Origin of the sequence: Streptomyces sp. NPDC057271 (assembly GCF_042668715.1) — a bacterium.
Classification (GTDB): domain Bacteria; phylum Actinomycetota; class Actinomycetes; order Streptomycetales; family Streptomycetaceae; genus Streptomyces.
Genome location: NZ_JBHUYJ010000135.1, coordinates 1 through 18,147, shown reverse-complemented (window position 1 = coordinate 18,147; position 18,147 = coordinate 1). Strand labels below are relative to the sequence as shown.

The following is an 18,147-nucleotide window of genomic DNA, read 5'->3' as shown; positions in this document are numbered from 1 at the left end:
ACCGAAGTCCCGCTACACTCCCGCCACCCGGCGAAAGACCAGGTCAGACAGCGAAATCCTGCTGGAGTACTAGCTCCCGCCCCTTTCGGCACCGACCCCGCCGCCTCCGCGCTGGACGTCAACTGCAAGGCCCACGACCTCGACAACCTGTACGTCGTCGACACGAGCTTCTTCCCGAGCATTGGCGCGGTCAATCCGTCCTTGACGGCCATCGCCAATGCCCTCCGGGTCAGAGACCACTTCGACCCGGCGCGAGCCTGGACGACCTGCCCCCCCGAGGACCTCGCCACCCTGGACGCGGGTGCGCGGCGCGGCCCGGAGGTCCTGCGCGATCTGCTCGCCCGAGCGAGTCCGCGAACTCCGGTGGGTGGACCGTGCACCGGGGCCTGGGTGATTACACCGCCACCTGCCCGCCGACAGCGAACTCGCCCAGGCCGTCGCCGTCCTGGCCCGCGCTCAGCAGGACGCCGTCTGGGACCGCACCCAGGCCGGCAACAAGCTCCGCTCCCACCTGCGCGAGTACTTCCCCGGCTACCTCGCCGCCGTCCAACCGATCACCGGCGGCTTCAACGCGCCGCTGGCCCGCACCCTGCTGGCTGACGCACCCACCCCCGGCCAGGCCGCCCGCCTCACCCACACCCAGCTCAAGGCCGTACTCAAGCGCGCCGGCCGCCAGCGCGGCATCGAGGCCGAGGTCGAGCGCCTGCACGCCGCCCTTCGCATCCCGCAGATGCGCCAGCTCCGCAGGTCGAGACCGCGATGGGCCGCCAGGCCCTGGCCCTGCTGGGCAAGTTCGAGGCCGCCTGCACCGCCGCGGACGACCTCGCCGAAGCCTCCGTCGAGCTGTTCGAACAGCACCCCGACGCCGGACTCGCCCCGGCGACCCGGAGCTCAGGTTCCTCGATCCGCGGTGAACAGCCCTCCAGGAGAGGAAATAAGCAGCTCAAACGGGCTTTCTTCCTCTCCGCGTTCGCCGCCCTGGGCGACCCGGCATCCCGGGCCTACTACGACAAGAAAATCGCCCAGGGCAAGCACCACACCCAAGCCCTGCTCTGCCTCGCCAGACGACGAGCCGACGTCCTCTTCGCCATGCTCCGCGGCGGAACCTTCTACGAACCGCAGCCGTCGGCCGCAGTCACCTGACCTGCGGGCCTGCGAGGACAACGACTCGATCGGCCTCGACATCGAAGCCGAGCACCGGGTGGCCGTAGTCGCCTTCCGGGTCCATCAGCACCGGCTTGCCCAGCCGCCGCCCGATCTCCCGAAGGAGGCCGCAGAACACATCAAGTCGCTCCTGGCCCTGCAACTCCCGCAGGTCGACGTCGAAGTCGACTTCATCGTCGGCATGAAAACGAAAGATCACCAACACGTCGGCAGTTGGCCAGACCCGCAGGTCCGGGCACTCGGCATCCGCCGGCCGGGACAGCACGGCCTCCGCCCGGGGCACCGGAAGCACCGTCTCTCCCTCGGAGTACTGGCACTTCCAGCCCTTCTCCGCGACAAGATCGAGGACCGCCTGCCAGTCCTCCACCGAGGCATCCGGGACACGCACGTCCGGCAGCGACCCCATCAAGTCCGGGTCGAAGAAGCACTTCACGTCATCCCACAGCAGATCGACCACCCCGCCATGCTGCCCGGCCCACCGACCCGACGCACCCCCGTTTCCCTTGACCAAAGACATAGGGGCACCCCCCACGACAGGTCTGACCCTGTCGGGCGCGTACGAGACGGTCCATGACGTCCGCGACGCCACACGTCCGCCCTCGGTCCTCTCAGGCCCGAGGGCGGACGTCGCTCATCGAGCCGCGTCGATCGCGTGGTCGTCCTCGTCCCTGAGCTCGCGCTTGAGGATCTTGCCGGTGGCGTTGATGGGCAGGACGTCGCGGAACTCCACGAGGCGGGGGTACTTGTAGCCCGCCATCTTTTCCTTGCACCAGGCGATCAGCTCGTCCTCGGTGAGCGTCACTCCCGGGGCACGGACCACGCATGCCTTGATCTCCTCGCCGTGGCGGTCGTGCGGCACGCCGATGACGGCCGCCATGCTCACGGCGGGGTGGGTGAGCAGGACCTCCTCGATCTCCCGCGGGTACACGTTGAAGCCACCGCGGATGATCATGTCCTTGGCCCGGTCCACGATGTAGAACCATCCGTCGGCGTCGCGGCGTGCCAGGTCACCGGTGCGGAACCAGCCGTCGCGCATCACCTCGGCGGTCGCCTCGGGCCGGTTGTAGTACCCCTTCATGACGTTGTGGCCACGGACGACGATCTCGCCGATGGCGTCGGCGCCCTTGACCGCGGTCCAGTCCTTGTCGACGAGGTCCACCTCGACGCCCCAGACAGGTCGGCCGATGGAGCCGGGCCGTACCTCTTCGCCGCGCGGGGCGAAGGTCGCCGCGGGGCTGGTCTCCGAGAGGCCGTACCCCTCCATGATGGTGACCCCGAAGCGCTCGCTGAACCGGCGGTGGATCTCGACCGGCAGTGCGGAGCCTCCCGACCCGGCCATCCGCAGGTTCCCGGCGATCTGGGACAGGTCCGCCTCGGGTGCCTCCGCCTCGAGGAGGGCCCAGTACATCGTGGGAACACCGGCGAAGAAGGTGACCGCGTGCCGCTGCATCAGGGCCAGGGCGGACCGGGCGTCGAACCGGGGTAGCAGTACCAGCGTCGCCCGCGCGGCGAGGCCGGCGTTCATCTGCACGACCTGGCCGAAGGAGTGGAAGAGCGGCAGGCTGATCAGGTGCACGTCGTGCTCGACCTCGCCGAAGAGCTTGTGGCAGGTCAGCACGTTGAGCATCACGTTGGAGTGGGTGAGCTCAGCACCCTTGGGGCGGCCCGTGGTGCCGGAGGTGTACAGGATAACCGCCGTGTCACCGGGCTCCGTGGCCACCGTCTCGAAGTCCGCGCTCTGGTGCGCCAGCGCCGCCGTCAGGGTCTCGGCGCCTGCGATCGGGGAGTTCTCGGTGGGTGCGGCGGTCATCAGGAAGAAGGCGTCGCAGCCGGGAGACTCGCCGAAGCCGGCCCAGCCCTCCTGGCCCGTCGGAAGGTCCGGGCCGCCCTCGAAGCAGAAGTAGGCCTTGGCCTCGGAATCGGCCAGATGGTAGGCGATCTCCCTGCCCTTGAGCAGCACGTTGAGCGGGACGACCACGGCGCCGGCCTTGAGGATGCCGTAGTACACGATCGGGAACCACGGAAGGTTCGGGCAGGACAGCGCGACCTTGTCGCCCGGGCCGATGCCGCGCGCGTGCAGCAGGTTGGCCACGCGGCAGGCGGCCGCGTCCAGCTCCGCGTAGGTCAGGTGCTGGGTGCCGAGGACGACCGCCGTACGGTCGGGCACGGTGCGGGCGCTGTTCTCCAGCAAGGTGGCGAGATTGAGCATGAGGTCTCCGTAGGGGATGCTTCGGCGGGCGCCATGGGCGTGGCGGATCCGTGGACGCCGAGGGCCGGGGGTCAGCCCCGCAGCGCGGCGGCGAGGAGTGCGGGCAGTTTCGACAGGCGCGGCGCCGCCGTGAAGCGGGTGAGGCGCTCCACCGTGGTCAGCGCCGTGCGGTGGGTCACGAAGTACGGGGGGCGCGGTGACAGCGACGGATCCCCCGTGACCAGTCCACGCGGGGCCGGTGTGAACGGGGCGCGCAGCACGGTCTTCTCGACGTCTTCGAGCATGAACGCGTTGTGCACGAAGCCGACGCCGCTGCCGATGTCCTGGCGGGTGTGGCCGGGGAAGGCACCCCAGGGGGTGTAGCCGAGCAGGAACCCCACGGCCGACCAGCAGTTGACGCCCAGTGTGCCGTAGCGAAGATCGGCGATGGCGGTGGCCACGGCCTCCCCGTGGGCCTTCTCGGTCCTCGGGTGGACGATCAGGGTCGCGCCGAGGGTGCCGGGCAGCGTGTCGTTGGCGAAGTCGACGGCGTGGCGCAGGAATTCGGCCGGATCCGAGCCCGGCAGGCGTACGACCCCGAGGGCGCTGCCGAAGACCTCGTCGAGGACGAGGATGTCGTCGTGGTCGGTGATGTCGGGCACGAGCAGTCGGCAGCCGTCGCCGTGGGTCTCCGCCGCCGGATGCGCCGCGCGTACGGCGGCGAGCCGGTCGGCCGCGCCCGGGTAGTAGTCGGTGCGTGAGGGCAGCTCGCGCAACAGCCGCCGGATCTCGTCGAGCAGCCGCTCGGTGCCGGCCCAGTCGCGCGGCAGGACCAGGATCTGGCTGGCGATGCAGTTGTGGCCGGAGTTGTTCATCTTGCTGGTGACGATGTGCTCCGCCTGGAAGCGGACGTCGGCATCGCTCCACGGGCCCGGCACCACGATGCAGGGACTGACGCCGCCCAGTTCGCTGCTGAAGGGCTTGGCGATCAGGGGGAGGTCGTCACGGCGGCGTCGCTCGGCGTCCTCGTCGGTGCCCCAGACGATGGCGTCGTGGGTGCGGTCGCTGCCGGTGACGTGAATGGCGTCGACGCCTGAGTGGCGGGCGAGGTAGCCGCCCTCGGCCGCGCCGCCGTCGACGAAGCGCAGCCAGCCCCGTTCGACGAACTCGGCGAAAACGTAGTCGAAGTGGGGGCGCAGGTAGGCGTTGACCGGGTTCATCTTGGCGATGACGACCTGGCCCTCGGCGTAGAGCTTGTGCAGGATGTCCAGCGCGGTGATGGCGGCGACGTTCCCGGCGCCGAGTACCAGGGCCAGGGCCGGGTCTCTCTGCCTGCCCCGGTACTCGCCCGCGGCGCACGCCCCCGCCTGCTCCGCCGCGACGCCGGGGCGCATCCACACCTGGGCCGTGAACCCGTTGAGCAGCAGGGCGTCCCAGGCGGTGGCGGGGAAGACGTCCACGCGGGTGCGGCCGTTCTCCTCGCGGACCCTCCTGCCGTCCAGCGGGTCCTTGCCCGCGGCGATCCGGCGAAGCACGTGCAGCAGCGCCGCGGTGTTCTGGACCAGAGCCCAGGGGCCGCCCATCCAGTCCTCGGCCGCCCACGGGGAGTCCGGTCCGTACCCCTTCGCCAGGGCGCCGGCGCCGGCCATCTCGGCCGCCCGTGCGACGACGCGCGGCTGCAACCGCTCCAGGAGGGCGATGCGTTCGGTGAGCGGGGTGGCGGACCAGGACGCGGCGTTGCCGCGCACATGGGCCACGGTGCGATCGAGAAGTTCGGTGTCGAGGGCGCTGGTGTTCAACGTCGTTCCTTGCGGAAGGTCGGGTGTGGGGAGGGCGGGACCCGCTCCGCGCGCTGCGTGCGGAGCGGACGACACGCGCGGGGTCACGCCGACAGCCTGTGGGCGTCGCGGTCCGGGTCGATCAACGTGAGGGCGGCGGTTCCGCTCAGCAGGAGCACGGCGCCGGTGATGAGCACCGCGTGCTGGTAGCCCTCCGTACCGTGGGCGTCCACGAGGTGGCCGATCAGCGTCGGGGCGATCAGACCGGCGGTGGTCACCACGGCGTTCATGATGCCGAGGGCGCCGCCGCGACGATCGGCCGGAGCCAGTTCCGTGACGGTGGTGACGGCGACGCTGCTCATCGCTCCGGCGAGCCCGAAGCCGGCGACCACGAGCAGGGCGGTCACGGCACCGGCCGGGGCCACCGGCAGGGCGAGGCATGCCGCCGCGCCGATGAGCAGCAGTGCGCCGCCGACGCCGCCGCGGGCCCACCGGCTCGGGGTCCCGCGACGCAGCAGCCATCCGGTGAGGCCGGCCTGTCCGAGCACCACGACGCCGCCAAGACCCCAGACCAGCATCAGCACCCGCGTGGACCCGGCCGAGGTGTAGCCCAGCGCGTCCTGGAGGTACGAGGGCAGCCAGACGAGGGCGAAGGCGATAACCCAGTACGTGCCGAAGTAGGCGGCCGTGGCACCGATCCAGGTACGGGTCGCGAGGATGCGCCGGTACGGCGTCCCGAGCCCGCCCGCCGGACCGGCCGGTCTGTGCTCCGTGTCCGACGCGGTCGCGTACGGCCCCTCGCCGCCGAAGGGGATCCACAGCAGCGCCCACACGACACCGACGAGCGCCACCGCGGCGACGGCCGAGCGCCAGCCGTGGTGCTGGATCACCCATGTCAGTACGGGAGCGGCGACCAGGACCCCGAGGGTGATTCCCAGGACGATCACGGCCCCGGGCAGGTTGCGCCGGTGGTTGGGGAACCAGGACAGGGTGGCCTGCTGGGCGACGGGGAAGGCGGGCCCCTCGGCGGCACCCAGGAGAACGCGTGACGTGATGAGCACCGCGAGCCCTCCGCCCACCGCCAGCGGTGCCTGGGAGGCGGACCACAGGACGGCCATGGCAAGAATCAGCCACTTGGGTCGTATGCGGTCCGCGAGCAGCCCCACCGCGGCCCCGGAGATCGAGAACAGCAGGAAGAACGCGCTGCTGGCCAGCCCGAAGGTCGACGCGGACAGGCCGAGGTCCTGCCGGATCTCCTCCGCGGCCAGACCGAGCACGGACTTGTCGGCGAAATTGATCATCATGAAGACGACGAGCAGCGCGGTGACGGTCCAAGCGCGGCGTCTCGTTCTGCTCGGCACCTTCGGGGGGCCGGCGGGCACAGCGGGTGCGACGTCGGTGTCGGTCACAAGGGCTCCGCGGAGACTGGATGGGGAGGGGTGGAGGGGGCGGGAGGCCGGTCAGGAGAGCGGGACGCCGGCGATGGCGATGCGCTCCATGACACGGCGCTGCGGGAAGTAGTCGTTGATCGCGTAGTGCTGGGTGGCGATGTTGTCCCACACCGCGACCGAGCCCGGCTGCCAGCGGAAGCGCACCTGGTACTCGGGGATGCGGGCCTGGAGCACGAGCTCGTCGAGCAGTTCGCGGCTCTCCGGGTCCGACAGGCCGACGATCCGGGTGGTGAAGGGCTCGTTGACGTAGAGCAGCTTGCGGCCGGTGCGCGGATGGCGGACGACCACCGGGTGCTCGACGGCCGGCAGGTTCTCGCGGAGCGCGGCGATCTGGCTCGCGGTCATCACGGAGCCCCAGCTCGGCTCCCAGTCGTGTATGGCGGTCAGCCCCTCGATCCGGGCCTTCATGGACTCGGTGAGGTTGTCGTAGGCGGCCGCCATGTCCGCCCACATGGTGTCGCCGCCGGCTGACGGGACCTCGACGGCGCGCAGCACGGAGCCGAGTGCCGGGGCGGCCATGAACGAGTGGTCGCTGTGCCAGATGTTCTCGGTGCCGATGGCCATGGCGTCCTTGGCCAGGCGGGAGACGCCGTTGGAGTTGCCCTTGGGGAAGAAGGGGTTCGGTTCCGGCTGGCCCCACAGCCCGGAGAACGCGAGCTGGGACTGCGGCTCGAACGCGTGCTGGTCGCGGAAGAAGAGCACCTTCCACTCCAGCAGGGCCTGCCTGATCTCCTCCGCGAGCTCCTCGCCGATCGGGAGCGAGAGGTCGACGCCTTCGATCTCGGCGCCGATGTGCGGGGTGAGCGGGCAGATGTCCAGGAGCCGGTAGTCGGGCTGGACCGCGTCCGGCGCGATGCGGTCGAGGGTGCGCTTCCCGTAGTGCATCAGCGGCTTGTCGAGCGCGGGGGCGGGGGTGGTGACGGCGGTGTCCATGGTTCCTCCCTGACGAGGTCGAAAATCGTTACTGGGAGTATCGTTATTGGGGTGCGGTGAGGCAAGAGACCTGAGGCAGGAAAAACGAGAGTCTGGAGTCGCCGCCGGAAGCCGTCAGCCGACCGGGCCGACGGCGCGGGCGACGAGATCGACCAGGTTGTCCACGAAGCGGGCGTCAGGCATCTCCTGCTCACCGATCAGCCGGAAGATCAGTGGTGCGGCCACCAACGTGGCCGCGGCCCGGACATCGGTGTCCGGACCCACGTCACCGCGGGCGATCCCCCGTTCGAGGATGCGCCTCGTCTCGCTCGTGATCCTCTCGGTGTACTCCGCGTACTGTCCCCGTACCGCGCCCGCCTCGGCCGCCGCCCCGATGAGCCCCGCGATCAGCCGGTCCGAACCCGGCAGCCGGTAGGCCTCCAGACGAGCGGTGAGGACGAAGCGGAGCTCGGCGCGGAAGTCGCCCAGGTCGGGCACCGACAAGATGCCGATGCGGGTCTCCGCGGCGGCGATGATCAGGTCCTGCTTGGTGGGCCACCGTCGATAGATGGCGGGCTTGCTCACTCCGGCGCGGGAGGCCACGGAGTCCATCGTGACCGCCCCGATCCCCTGCTCGGTGACCAGGTCCACGACCGCCTTCAGGACGGATCCGGTGACCCGCTCCTCGCGCGGGCGCCCCGGCCCTCGTACTGCCCCATCCGGCTGCATGTCCACCATGCGCAGAGCCTACGGTCTCCGCCGGACCGACCGGAAAGCGGTGCGCACCCCGGGGGACGCCCCCGTCGGCAGGCACCGACGGTGTGGATGCCATTCGGGTGAGCCGCCCGACGAGGACTTTGCCGGTGAGGGTGAGGACGCCCGCGGCGAGGATGGCGAGCGAGCACGCGGCGGCGGGCAGGACGAACAAGGGGCGCAGGCCCCGGCGGCGGGCGGGCGCGGGGACAGGGGAAGCAGGCGTGGTGGCCGAAGCGCCCTGGGTCTCCTGCTGGATGAAAGTCATCATTCCTCTTGGAGAACATGATGGAAGACGACCGCACCGCCCCAGTCGTCGTCGAACTGCATCAAACCGTGCAGGCCCCGCTGGAGACGATCTGGCGGCTGCACACCGAGGTGGACTCCTGGCCGCAGTGGAACACCGGCATCGACACCGCCGTCCTACACGGACCTCTCGCCGTCGGCGCGGTGTTCGACTGGACCACAGCCGGCCTCGACATCAGCTCCACCGTCGCCAAACTCACCCCCAAGCGCCGCATCGTCTGGGGCGGCCCCGCTCACGGCATCACCGGCATCCACGTCTGGGAATTCGCAGAGACCGACGACGGCGTACAGGTGAGCGGCTGCAGGCACTGAAGACCACCGCGGAGAACCGGAACTGAGCCCGGGCGACCACACTGCCGGACCGGGAGGCGCACGGCCTCGGCCAAGCGTCTCCCCCGGCCCGTCATAGTCGGCTCACACCCCTGGCGCGGCCGCGAACAGCCACATGCACGGACTCGACCAGGAGGGGACTGCGCGGGCGTCCAAGGACGTCGCCGTCATGCGCGCTCAGTGACGGACCGGCCCTCATATCAAGCCGGAACAATGACTGGTGGCAGCATCTGCGCGAACCGCCGCCGCCACACCCGACGCCCGAGATCGCGCCGGAAGTCATGCTTCGGGGCGAAGCCGCCGAGCGCAGACGTCTCGACGAGGTCGAAGCAGCGCGTCAGAAGCGCGTCTGTTGGGAAGCCGCCACGGAAGAAGCGCGTGTCCAGTACGCCGAGGCGTACCGCGTCAGGCACTTCGAGGCGCAGGAAGCGGCATGGCGCCACGCCACCGTCGGACCGGACCACCCTGACGTGCTGACCCTTTCCTGCTCATCATCGACTCCTCGCGCAAGGCGTTCGGGAACAACGAATCGGACAGGCAACGGGCAACCCAGATCTACAACCGCTTCCGGACGATGGCCGACGCGTACGGCAGCCGCCTCCAGCTGATCATCGCTGACAACGATCCCCCGCCGATCTCTGGGGACTCGTTCGGCAGGCTCGAGTTCGACTACGCAAAATCCCATGGTGCCAGGTGTCGAGCACCCTGGCCTCGACCACGTCGGACGGACCGAAGACGAATCGAACGCGCATGACGTCCGTGACGGTCATCAGTGGAAAGTGGGGATGATTTCGGAGCCGTACGCGTCGATGGTGCCCTCGCGGTTGTCGTGCATGTCGTAGACGGCGAACTGGTCGACGCCCAGGTCCTTCAGACGGCGGAGCTTCTCGATGTGGGCCTCGGCGGGGCCGAGCAGGCAGAAGCGGTCGACGATCTCGTCGGGGACGAAGGCGGTGTCGGGGTTGTCGGCGCGGCCGTGGTGGGAGTAGTCGTAGCCCTGGCGGTTCTTGATGTACGCGGTGAGCTCGTCGGGGACCATCGAAGAGTGTTCACCGTACTTGGCGACGAGGTCGGCAACGTGGTTGCCGACCATGCCGCCGAACCAGCGGCACTGGTCCCGGGCGTGGGCCAGGGCCTCGGGCGAGGCGTCGGCCGTCACGTACGCCGGGGCGGCGACGCAGATCGTGAGCGCGTCGGGGTCGCGGCCGGCCTCCCGTGCCGCCTGGCGGACGGCCTTGACCATCCACTCGGTCAGGAACGGGTCGGCGAGCTGGAGGATGAAGCCGTCGGCCTTCTGCCCGGCCAGCGCGAGGGCCTTCGGCCCGTACGCGGCCATCCACACCGGCAGCCTGCCGTTCTTGACCCACGGGATACGGATCGGGTTGCCGTCGACCTCGGCCTCCCGTCCCTCCGCCAGATCGCGGATGACCTCGATCGCCTCTCCCAGGCGCGCCAGCGTGTTGGGCCTGCGCCCGGCGACGCGCATCGCGGAGTCGCCGCGGCCGATGCCGCAGACCGTGCGGTTGCCGAACATGTCGTTGAGGGTGGCGAAGGTGGAGGCGGTCACCTCCCACGTACGGGTCCCCGGGTTCGTCACCATCGTGCCCACGTGCAGCTTCGTGGTGTTGGCGAGGATCTGGCTGTAGATGACGAAGGGTTCCTGCCACAGCACGGCGGAGTCGAAGGTCCAGCCGTAGCGGAAGCCGTTGCGTTCCGCGCGGCGCATCAGGCCGACGACCTGAGAGGCGGGCGGATCGGTCTGCAGGACGAGTCCGAAGTCCACGCGGGGACCTCCAAGTTCAAGTCGATGCGATGGGACCCCGGGCTGCTCAGCCCAGGTACTGACAAAGACCGCGCGGCACGAACGCTCCGTGGCCGGCGTGACCCACGTACTTGCGCTGGTCGATGACGACCTCACCCCGTGAGAGGACGGTCTCCACCTGGCCGGTGACGGTCTTGCCCTCGTACGCCGAGTAGTCGACGTTCATGTGGTGCGTCGCCGCCGACAACTCCTGTGTCGCGTGCGGGTCGTAGATGACGATGTCCGCGTCGGCGCCGGGGGCGATGGTGCCCTTCTGCGGATAGAGGCCGAACATCCTCGCCGGGGTAGCGCAGGCGATCTCGATCCAGCGGCGCCGCGAGATGTGCCCGTCCACCACCGCCTGATGGAGGAGGTCCATGCGGTTCTCCACCCCGGGCAGACCGTTCGGGATCTTCGAGAAGTCGCCCCGGCCCAGCTCCTTCTGCCCTACGAAGCAGAACGGGCAGTGGTCCGTGGAGACCACCTGAAGGTCGTTGGTCCGCAGGCCCCGCCAGAGCGCCGCCTGGTGCTCCTTCGGCCGCAGCGGCGTCGAGCACACGTACTTGGCGCCCTCGAAGTCCGGCTCCGCGAGGTTGTCGGTCGACAGGAACAGGTACTGCGGGCAGGTCTCGCCGAAGACCGGCAGTCCCTTGTCGCGGGCCGCTGCCAGCTCGGCCACGGCCTCCTCGGCGGAGACGTGGACCACGTACAGCGGACTGCCCGCGACCCGCGCCAGCTGGATCGCCCGATGCGTCGCCTCCGCCTCAAGCAGCGCCTTGCGGACCTCCCCGTGATAGCGGGGGTCGGTCTCGCCGCGGGCGAGTGCCTGCTCCACCAGGACGTCGATCGCGATGCCGTTCTCCGCGTGCATCATGATCAGCCCACCGGTATCGCCGGCCACCTGCATCGCCCGCAGGATCTGCCCGTCATCCGAAAAGAAGACCCCCGGATACGCCATGAACAATTTGAACGAGGAAATCCCATGCTCGACGAGCTTCGGCATCTCCTTGAGCGTCGACTCGTTCACGTCCGACATGATCATGTGGAACGCGTAGTCGATCGCGCAGTTCCCGTCCGCCTTCTCCAGCCACGCGTTCAGGCCGGCCTGCAGCGAATGGCCCTTCGCCTGCACCGCGAAATCGACGATCGTCGTCGTTCCGCCCCACGCCGCCGCCCGCGTCCCCGTCTCGAACGTGTCCGACGCGAACGTCCCGCCGAACGGCAGCTCCATATGCGTGTGCGCGTCGACCCCGCCCGGGATCACGTACTTCTGCGACGCGTCGATCACCCGGTCCGCCGTCCACTCCTGCGTCCCCGGCGCCGCCAACGCCACCACCCGGCCATGCTCGATCAGCATATCCGCGTGCACCTCGTCCGCGGCAGTGATCACTAGACCACCGGTAATCAGAGTCCGAGTCATTCCCCAGCCATCCCTTCACACCGACCGCCGAACAGGCCTCTACCTGCACGGGCCGAGGTCACACCCCGGCCCGTCAACCCCCTCACGCCGCCACCTCGCACGGCACACGACCTACTCCGCTAGAAAACCCCTGGTCACGCGACCGAATGAAACTCTTGAACGAGCTGACGCCCTCCTGGACGAGCCGGTCCATCTCCTTGAGGGTCGACTCGTTGACGTCCGACATGATCATGTGGAAGCCGTAGTCGATGGCGCACTGCCCGTCGGCCTTGGCGTACCAGGCGTCGAGCCCTTCGCGCAGGGAGCGGCCGACGCTCTGGACGGCGAAGTCGACGATGGTGGTCGTGCCGCCCCAGGCGGCGGCCCTGGTGCCGGTCTCGAAGGTGTCGGAGGCGAAGGTGCCGCCGAACGGCAGTTCCATGTGGGTGTGCGCGTCGACGCCGCCCGGGACGACGTACCGGTCGGTGGCGTCGATGGTGCGGTCGGCGGTCCAGCCGGCGGCCGCGTCGGAGCCGTGCGCCGCCAGCGCGGCGATCCGGCCGTCCTCGATCAGGACGTCTGCGTGGATCTCGTCGGCGGCGGTGACGACGAGGCCGCCGCGGATGAGGGTTCGGGTGGTCACGGGTGTCCCCCTGGCTGGATGCGGTGAACTACAGCGAACGGAGGGCCTGTTCGAGGATGTCCGCGCCCTCCTCCGCCTCGGCGACGGTGAGCGAGAGCGGTGGGGCGATCCGCAGCGAGCTGGTGTTGTGACCGCCGCCCTTGCCGATGAGCAGCCCGTTCTCCCGGGCGGACTCCAGGACGGCGGAGGCCGCCGCCGGGTCTGCCTCGTCGGTGCCGGGCCGGGTGAGCTCGATGCCGATCATCAGGCCGCGGCCGCGTACCTCGCGTACGGCGTCGACGCCCGCGCCGACGGCCCGCAGCCGCTCGATCAGCAGCCCTCCGACACGACGGGCGTTGCCCTGCAGGTCGTGTTCGAGGAGGTAGGCGAGGTTGGCGAGCCCCGCGGCCATGGTGATCGGCGAACCACCGAAGGTGGAGATGGAGTTGGCGTCGAGACAGTTCATGATCTCGGCGCGGGCGACGACCCCGCCGACCGACATGCCGTTGGCGATGCCCTTGGCGAAGGTGAGGATGTCCGGCGGGCCCGCCCGGTCGTGCGCCTGCCAGCCCCAGAAGTGGTCGCCGGTGCGGCCCCAGCCGGTCTGCACCTCGTCGGAGACCCAGAGGATGCCGTGCCGGTCGAGGACGCGGCGGAAGGCGGCGTAGAGCCCGTCGGGCGGGGAGGTGAAGCCGCCGACGCCCTGGATGGGTTCGGCGATCAGCGCGGCGACGTCACGGGTGTGCCCGAGGAGGTCCTCGAGGTCGGCGACGCAGGCGTCGATGAACCGCTCGTCGCTGTACTGCGCGTACGGTCCGCGGGTGCGGACGCCGCCGTGCACGTACAGGGTCTGGAGCGGGGAGAGGCCCGTCGGCGACCAGGCACGGTTGCCGGTGATGCCGACGGTGGAGAAGGAGCGGCCGTGGTAGCTGTTGCGCATCGCCAGGATCTGGTTGGAGCGGCGGTACGCGGTGGCGAGCAGCAGGGCCGTGTCGTTGGCCTCGGTTCCGGAGGTGGTGAAGAAGACGCGGGCGTCGGGGATGCCGGAGAGGGCCGCGATCCGCTCGGCGAGCTCCACCATGGGGCGGTTGAGGTAGAGCGTGGAGGAGTGGATGATCCGGCCGGCCTGCTCGGCGACGGCCTTGGTGACCTCGGGCACCGCGTGGGCGGTCATGGTGGTGAGGATGCCGCCGAAGAAGTCGAGGTACCGGGTGCCCTCGGCGTCCCAGACGTGACGGCCCTCGCCGTGGGTGATCTCGATGGGGTCCTTGTAGTAGAGGGCGACCCAGTCGGGGATCACGGCGCGATGGCGGTCGTAGAGGCCGGTCACGGCTGCACCAGCCCGTCGTAGGCGTCGGGGCGTCGGTCGCGGTAGAAGGCCCACTGCTTGCGGACCTCCTCGATGACGCCGAAGTCGAGGTCGCGGACGACGAGTTCCTCCGCCTTGTCCGATGCGGTGTCGCCGACGAACTGGCCGCGGGGGTCGACGAAGTAGCTGGTGCCGTAGAAGTCGTTGTCGCCGTACTCCTCGATCCCGACGCGGTTGATGGCGGCGACGAAGTACTCGTTGGCGACCGCGGCGGCGGGCTGTTCGAGCTGCCAGAGGTAGGAGGAGAGACCCCGGTGGGTGGCCGATGGGTTGTACACCAACTGGGCTCCGTTGAGACCGAGTTGACGCCAACCCTCGGGGAAGTGGCGGTCGTAGCAGATGTAGACGCCGACCTTGCCGACGGCGGTGTCGAAGACCGGCCAGCCGAGGTTGCCGGGGCGGAAGTAGTACTTCTCCCAGAAGCCCTTGACCTGCGGGATGTGGTGCTTGCGGTACTTGCCGAGGTAGGTGCCGTCGGCGTCGATCACGGCGGCGGTGTTGTAGTAGAAGCCGGCGCCCTCGACCTCGAAGACGGGGACGACGATCACCATGCCGGTCTCGCGGGCCAGCTCCTTCATCCGCGTGACGGTCGGCCCGTCCGGGACGGGCTCGGCCCAGCGGTAGTGCTCGGGTTCCTGGACCTGGCAGAAGTAGGGGGCGTTGAAGACCTCCTGGAACCCGATGACCTTGGCGCCCTGCCGGGCCGCCTCACGGGCGTGCTCCTCATGCTTGGCGATCATGGATTCGGTGTCGCCGGTCCAGGTCGCCTGGACGAGTGCGGCGCGTACGACGTCGGTCATGAGCTGCTCCTTCGGCACGGCGTCAGAGAGCCTCTACGCACGTAGACACGGTGCGTAGGAGGAGAACGTAAGCCCCGTCACACCCCGGAGCAAGACCACCGCCGTGAACCGCCGGAGTCGATCATGTTTCATACCCGACTGGTCCATGTCGGACACGCACCGACACGATCGGGCTGATGTACGAGCGGTTGTCACCGGTCACGCGGCGCCCGCGGAACCGGTTCGGTGCCGGGCTCGCGGCCGGGGTCAGGCGCCCGCCAGGCCCGCCACGCGCAGGGCGTGGACCAGGTCGTGTCCGAGGGCCGGGGAGATCGCGGCGGCGGCGCTGCGGAGTTGAGGGATCAGCCCCTGCGGGTCGGCCGCGGCGAGGTGCGCGGCGTCCTCGGGTGTACGGGCCCGGAGGAAGGCCGTGAGCAAGGCGTGGGCCTCACGATGGTGCCCTTCCACGCGCAGCGCGGCGCACGCGCCCGCGAGTTCGCCGACCGGGCGGGCGACGCCCTGCCGCAGCAGCTGCTCGCAGTCCTCGGACCGGCCCGCGTCGGCGAGCGCACCGGCGACGGCGGCGAGGCGCTCGGGCGGCAGCAGGGCCGCCTCCCACAGGAGGGTGGACCAGTCGGCGCCGAGGCCGGCCCGGTGCAGCTCCGCGGCGAGCGCGGGGAGCCAGGCGGGCGGCCCGGCGACGGCCTCGCAGAGCAGTGCGTGCGCCTCGCCGCTGCGCCCCTGGGAGCGCAGCCGCTGGAGCGCGTAGACCGCGTTCCCGGCCGCGCGGGCCGCGTCGACGGCGGCCTCGCCCTGGGGCGCGGCGGGAGCGGGGGCGGAGCCGACAGGCGCCTCGGCCCGCCCGAACCGGGCACCGCGCGGCGCGGCGTCGGCGGTCGGCAGGTCGGGCAGAGGCACGGGAACCGGCACGGCCTCCCCGGCCGACTCGGCCCCACCGAGCCACGCGTACCGGGCACCACGCGGCCTCCGCGAGCGCGCGGGGGCACCCCCGGGCGCGACCCCAGACACGGAGCCCGAGCCGGGGGCAGCCCCGGGGGCGGAGGCGGTCCCGATGGCGGAGCCAGACGCGGAGCCCGAGCCGGGGGCGGGCCCGGAGGCGGCCCCGGGGGCGGACCCAGGCGCGAAGCCCGAGCCGGAGGCGATCCCGGGGGCGGAGGCAGCCCGGACGGAGCCAGGCGCGGGCCCAGACGCGGAGCCCGACCAGGCGGCGGGCCCGGGGGCGGAGGCGGCCCCGGGCGCGAAGCCAGGCGCGGAGCCCGAGCCGGAGGCGGGCCCCGAGCCGGAGGCGGGCCCGGCGGTTCCAGGCGCGAAGCCCGAGGCGGAGGGGGGTCCAGGGGCAGGCGCGAAGCCGGAGTCGGGCCCATAGCCGGAGCCGGAGCCGGCGCCGGATGCAGGCGGGATGCCGGAGTCGGTCGGCGGCGGCCGGTCGTCCGTGAGTGCCGCGAGGCGGGCCGCGAGGTCCGCGAGGCGGGCGGTCGCCCGGGCGTGGTCGTCCCGGGTCCAGGCCAGTTCACCGGCGATCCGGTCGGCGTCCGGGGTGCCCCGCGCCTCCCTCAGCGCGGCGTCGAGCTCCCGGGCGCGGGACTCGGCGTACCACCGCTCACGCTCCATCACCTCCAGGCGCCCGCGCAGCGCCTCCGCCCCGCCCGGCCGCCGGTCATGGGCCGCCGCGGCCGCGCCGTGCAGGGCTCGGGCCCGGGTGGCCCGCGGTCCGGGGACCGGCTCCCCCAGGTCGTGGAGCAGCGACTCGACGACGTCCCAGGGCAGGATCTCCGTACCGTCGAAGCAGGCCCGCAGGCCCTCCGGGTCGCGGCTCGCGAAGACGCCGTACCAGCCTTCGCCCGGTACCAGGTTCGCCGCGATGCCCCTGAGGTAGCGCGTGAACGCATCGACCTCCGCCGGGAGTTGATACACCGCCATATCGTCCGCACCGCCCGCGCACTCGACTGGGTCCGGGGATATTCGACCCCAGTCGTGTTACGGGACGGCTACGGACTGTTTTCATCCGTCGCCCGCTCCGATGGCGAACGGGTCAGAAACTCACCGCGATCCCGGTGTGCGGCCGCTTGCCCAGCCGGGCGATCGTCGCGGGCCAGTCGACGAGCCAGAACTGCCAGGTGTACTTGCGCGAGAGGAGCTTCCGCACCCTCCGCAGCTCCTCACCCTCCAGAAGCCGGCCGGAACCCTCCAGGCGCACCGCGCCCTCCGCGACGTTCCCGCGCACGTCGCACACGGCGACGACGGTCCGCGGGTCGTTCCGCAGCCGCTTGACCTTCCAGGAGTCGGTACGGGTCCAGGCGTACAGCTCGTCGCCCTCGACCGCGTACCAGACCGGCGTCGCGACGCCGGTGCCGTTCCGGCGGAAGGTGGTCAGACTGACGTAGCGGCCGCGCCGCAGCTCCTCGGGAATCATGCCGTCGAGACTATCGACGCCCTCGCCGAGTCAGACCGGGACCGGGGCGCACCGGGTGACGAGGGCGTCCATCGAGAGGCCGAGGACGCCGGCGAGGGCCGCGACGGTGAAGAAGGCGGGCGTCGGCGCCCGCCCGGTCTCGATCTTGCGGAGGGTCTCGGCGGAGAGTCCCGCGGCCGCCGCGATCTCGACCATCGAGCGGTCTCCGCGCGCCTCGCGCAGGATGCGGCCGAGCCGCTCGCCGCGCTCGCGCTCTTCGGGGGTCAGGGGTGTGCGCACCATGCCCACCATTGTAATACCGGTATAGTAATTGGCATGGTGGAGATCAAGACGGATGAATCCCTGCGGGCCATGCGCGGCGCGGGGCGGGTGGTGGCGGAAGCCCTCGCGGCCGCACGGAGGCAGGCGGCGCCAGGGGTCAGCGCGAAGGAGCTGGACCTGGCGGCGCGGGAGGTCCTCGCGGCGGCCGGAGCCGGCTCGCCTTTCCTGGGCTACCACCCGGACTGGGCGCCCGTGCCGTTCCCGGCGGTCGTCTGCGTCTCGGTGAACGACGCGATCGTGCACGGCATCCCGGGCGACCGGCGTCTCGCGGACGGCGACCTCGTCTCCCTCGACTGCGGGGCGCTCCTCGGCGGCTGGGCGGGCGACTCCGCCGTCAGCTTCACCGTTGGCCGGGCGCGCCCCGAGGACACCCGGCTGATCGACACGGCCCACGCCGCGCTGGAGGCGGGCATCGGCGCGGCCGTCGTCGGCAACCGGATCGGCGACATCGCGCACGCGATCGGCCGGGTCTGCCGAAGCGCCGGGTACGGCATCCCCGACGGTTTCGGCGGCCACGGCATCGGCCGGGCCATGCACGAG

At 70.9% G+C, this 18,147-nt stretch carries 17 protein-coding genes and 3 pseudogenes; 4 read left to right on the top strand and 16 right to left on the bottom strand.

Annotated features, from left to right (window positions below):
- Positions 1-84 precede the first annotated feature (84 nt).
- A pseudogene (locus tag ACFUJR_RS35640) lies at positions 85-240 on the top strand (GMC oxidoreductase); the annotation flags it as partial.
- A gap of 154 nt (positions 241-394) precedes the next feature.
- Here ACFUJR_RS35640 and ACFUJR_RS35635 read toward each other — a convergent pair.
- On the bottom strand, positions 395-709 hold the full coding sequence (locus ACFUJR_RS35635) for a hypothetical protein (protein ID WP_383172709.1): 315 nt from the start codon (positions 707-709) through the stop codon (positions 395-397).
- Positions 710-864: 155 nt separating this feature from the next.
- Here ACFUJR_RS35635 and ACFUJR_RS35630 point away from each other — a divergent pair.
- A pseudogene (locus ACFUJR_RS35630) lies at positions 865-1,143 on the top strand (transposase); the annotation flags it as partial.
- Here the strand turns inward: ACFUJR_RS35630 and ACFUJR_RS35625 are convergent.
- From ACFUJR_RS35625 to ACFUJR_RS35600, 6 genes are all read right to left on the bottom strand, one after another.
- On the bottom strand, positions 1,136-1,621 hold the full coding sequence (locus ACFUJR_RS35625; RefSeq protein WP_383172707.1) for a hypothetical protein: 486 nt from the start codon (positions 1,619-1,621) through the stop codon (positions 1,136-1,138). The pseudogene ACFUJR_RS35630 and the gene ACFUJR_RS35625 sit on opposite strands and share 8 nt — an antisense overlap.
- 174 nt (positions 1,622-1,795) lie before the next feature.
- Complete coding sequence (locus ACFUJR_RS35620; RefSeq protein WP_383172705.1) at positions 1,796-3,373, bottom strand: long-chain fatty acid--CoA ligase; 1,578 nt, start codon at positions 3,371-3,373, stop codon at positions 1,796-1,798.
- A 71-nt stretch (positions 3,374-3,444) separates the two neighbouring features.
- A complete protein-coding gene (locus ACFUJR_RS35615; protein WP_383172703.1) occupies positions 3,445-5,151 on the bottom strand; it encodes an aldehyde dehydrogenase family protein in 1,707 nt (568 codons plus the stop codon).
- Between the two features lie 83 nt (positions 5,152-5,234).
- On the bottom strand, positions 5,235-6,539 hold the full coding sequence (locus ACFUJR_RS35610) for an MFS transporter (protein ID WP_383172701.1): 1,305 nt from the start codon (positions 6,537-6,539) through the stop codon (positions 5,235-5,237).
- 51 nt (positions 6,540-6,590) lie between these two features.
- Positions 6,591-7,514 carry a TauD/TfdA dioxygenase family protein gene (locus ACFUJR_RS35605; protein ID WP_383172699.1) on the bottom strand — a complete coding sequence of 308 codons (924 nt, stop codon included), beginning with the start codon at positions 7,512-7,514 and terminating at the stop codon, positions 6,591-6,593.
- Positions 7,515-7,628: 114 nt separating this feature from the next.
- Entirely contained in the window at positions 7,629-8,231 is a 603-nt protein-coding gene (locus tag ACFUJR_RS35600; protein ID WP_383172697.1) for a TetR/AcrR family transcriptional regulator, read from the bottom strand.
- A 300-nt stretch (positions 8,232-8,531) separates the two neighbouring features.
- Here ACFUJR_RS35600 and ACFUJR_RS35595 point away from each other — a divergent pair, with 300 nt between their 5' ends.
- Positions 8,532-8,864: an SRPBCC family protein gene (locus ACFUJR_RS35595; RefSeq protein WP_383172695.1), complete on the top strand. Its 333-nt coding sequence runs from the start codon at positions 8,532-8,534 to the stop codon at positions 8,862-8,864.
- 218 nt (positions 8,865-9,082) lie between these two features.
- Here ACFUJR_RS35595 and ACFUJR_RS35590 read toward each other — a convergent pair whose 3' ends face one another.
- The 9 genes and pseudogenes from ACFUJR_RS35590 to ACFUJR_RS35550 form a co-directional block, all read right to left on the bottom strand.
- Positions 9,083-9,346 carry a hypothetical protein gene (locus ACFUJR_RS35590; RefSeq protein ID WP_383172693.1) on the bottom strand — a complete coding sequence of 88 codons (264 nt, stop codon included), beginning with the start codon at positions 9,344-9,346 and terminating at the stop codon, positions 9,083-9,085.
- 305 nt (positions 9,347-9,651) lie between these two features.
- A complete protein-coding gene (locus ACFUJR_RS35585) occupies positions 9,652-10,665 on the bottom strand; it encodes a TIGR03842 family LLM class F420-dependent oxidoreductase (RefSeq protein WP_383172691.1) in 1,014 nt (337 codons plus the stop codon).
- A gap of 46 nt (positions 10,666-10,711) precedes the next feature.
- Positions 10,712-12,103: a dihydropyrimidinase gene (hydA, locus tag ACFUJR_RS35580; RefSeq protein ID WP_383172689.1), complete on the bottom strand. Its 1,392-nt coding sequence runs from the start codon at positions 12,101-12,103 to the stop codon at positions 10,712-10,714.
- A 145-nt stretch (positions 12,104-12,248) separates the two neighbouring features.
- A pseudogene (locus ACFUJR_RS35575) lies at positions 12,249-12,725 on the bottom strand (amidohydrolase family protein); the annotation flags it as partial.
- A gap of 28 nt (positions 12,726-12,753) precedes the next feature.
- Positions 12,754-14,034 carry an aspartate aminotransferase family protein gene (locus ACFUJR_RS35570; protein WP_383172687.1) on the bottom strand — a complete coding sequence of 427 codons (1,281 nt, stop codon included), beginning with the start codon at positions 14,032-14,034 and terminating at the stop codon, positions 12,754-12,756.
- On the bottom strand, positions 14,031-14,873 hold the full coding sequence (locus tag ACFUJR_RS35565) for a nitrilase-related carbon-nitrogen hydrolase (RefSeq protein ID WP_383172686.1): 843 nt from the start codon (positions 14,871-14,873) through the stop codon (positions 14,031-14,033). Before ACFUJR_RS35565 ends, ACFUJR_RS35570 begins: the two co-directional genes overlap by 4 nt.
- Before the next feature lie 246 nt (positions 14,874-15,119).
- Positions 15,120-16,793 (bottom strand): UL36 very large tegument protein, encoded by a 1,674-nt coding sequence (locus ACFUJR_RS35560; RefSeq protein ID WP_383172684.1) that lies wholly within the window; start codon positions 16,791-16,793, stop codon positions 15,120-15,122.
- A gap of 112 nt (positions 16,794-16,905) precedes the next feature.
- Positions 16,906-17,286 carry a PPOX class F420-dependent oxidoreductase gene (locus ACFUJR_RS35555; RefSeq protein WP_383172682.1) on the bottom strand — a complete coding sequence of 127 codons (381 nt, stop codon included), beginning with the start codon at positions 17,284-17,286 and terminating at the stop codon, positions 16,906-16,908.
- Between the two features lie 30 nt (positions 17,287-17,316).
- Entirely contained in the window at positions 17,317-17,568 is a 252-nt protein-coding gene (locus tag ACFUJR_RS35550; RefSeq protein WP_383172680.1) for a helix-turn-helix domain-containing protein, read from the bottom strand.
- A gap of 33 nt (positions 17,569-17,601) precedes the next feature.
- Between ACFUJR_RS35550 and ACFUJR_RS35545 the strand changes: the two genes are divergently transcribed.
- Positions 17,602-18,147 (top strand): M24 family metallopeptidase (locus tag ACFUJR_RS35545; RefSeq protein ID WP_383451134.1); only part of this gene is annotated, 546 nt, incomplete at its 3' end.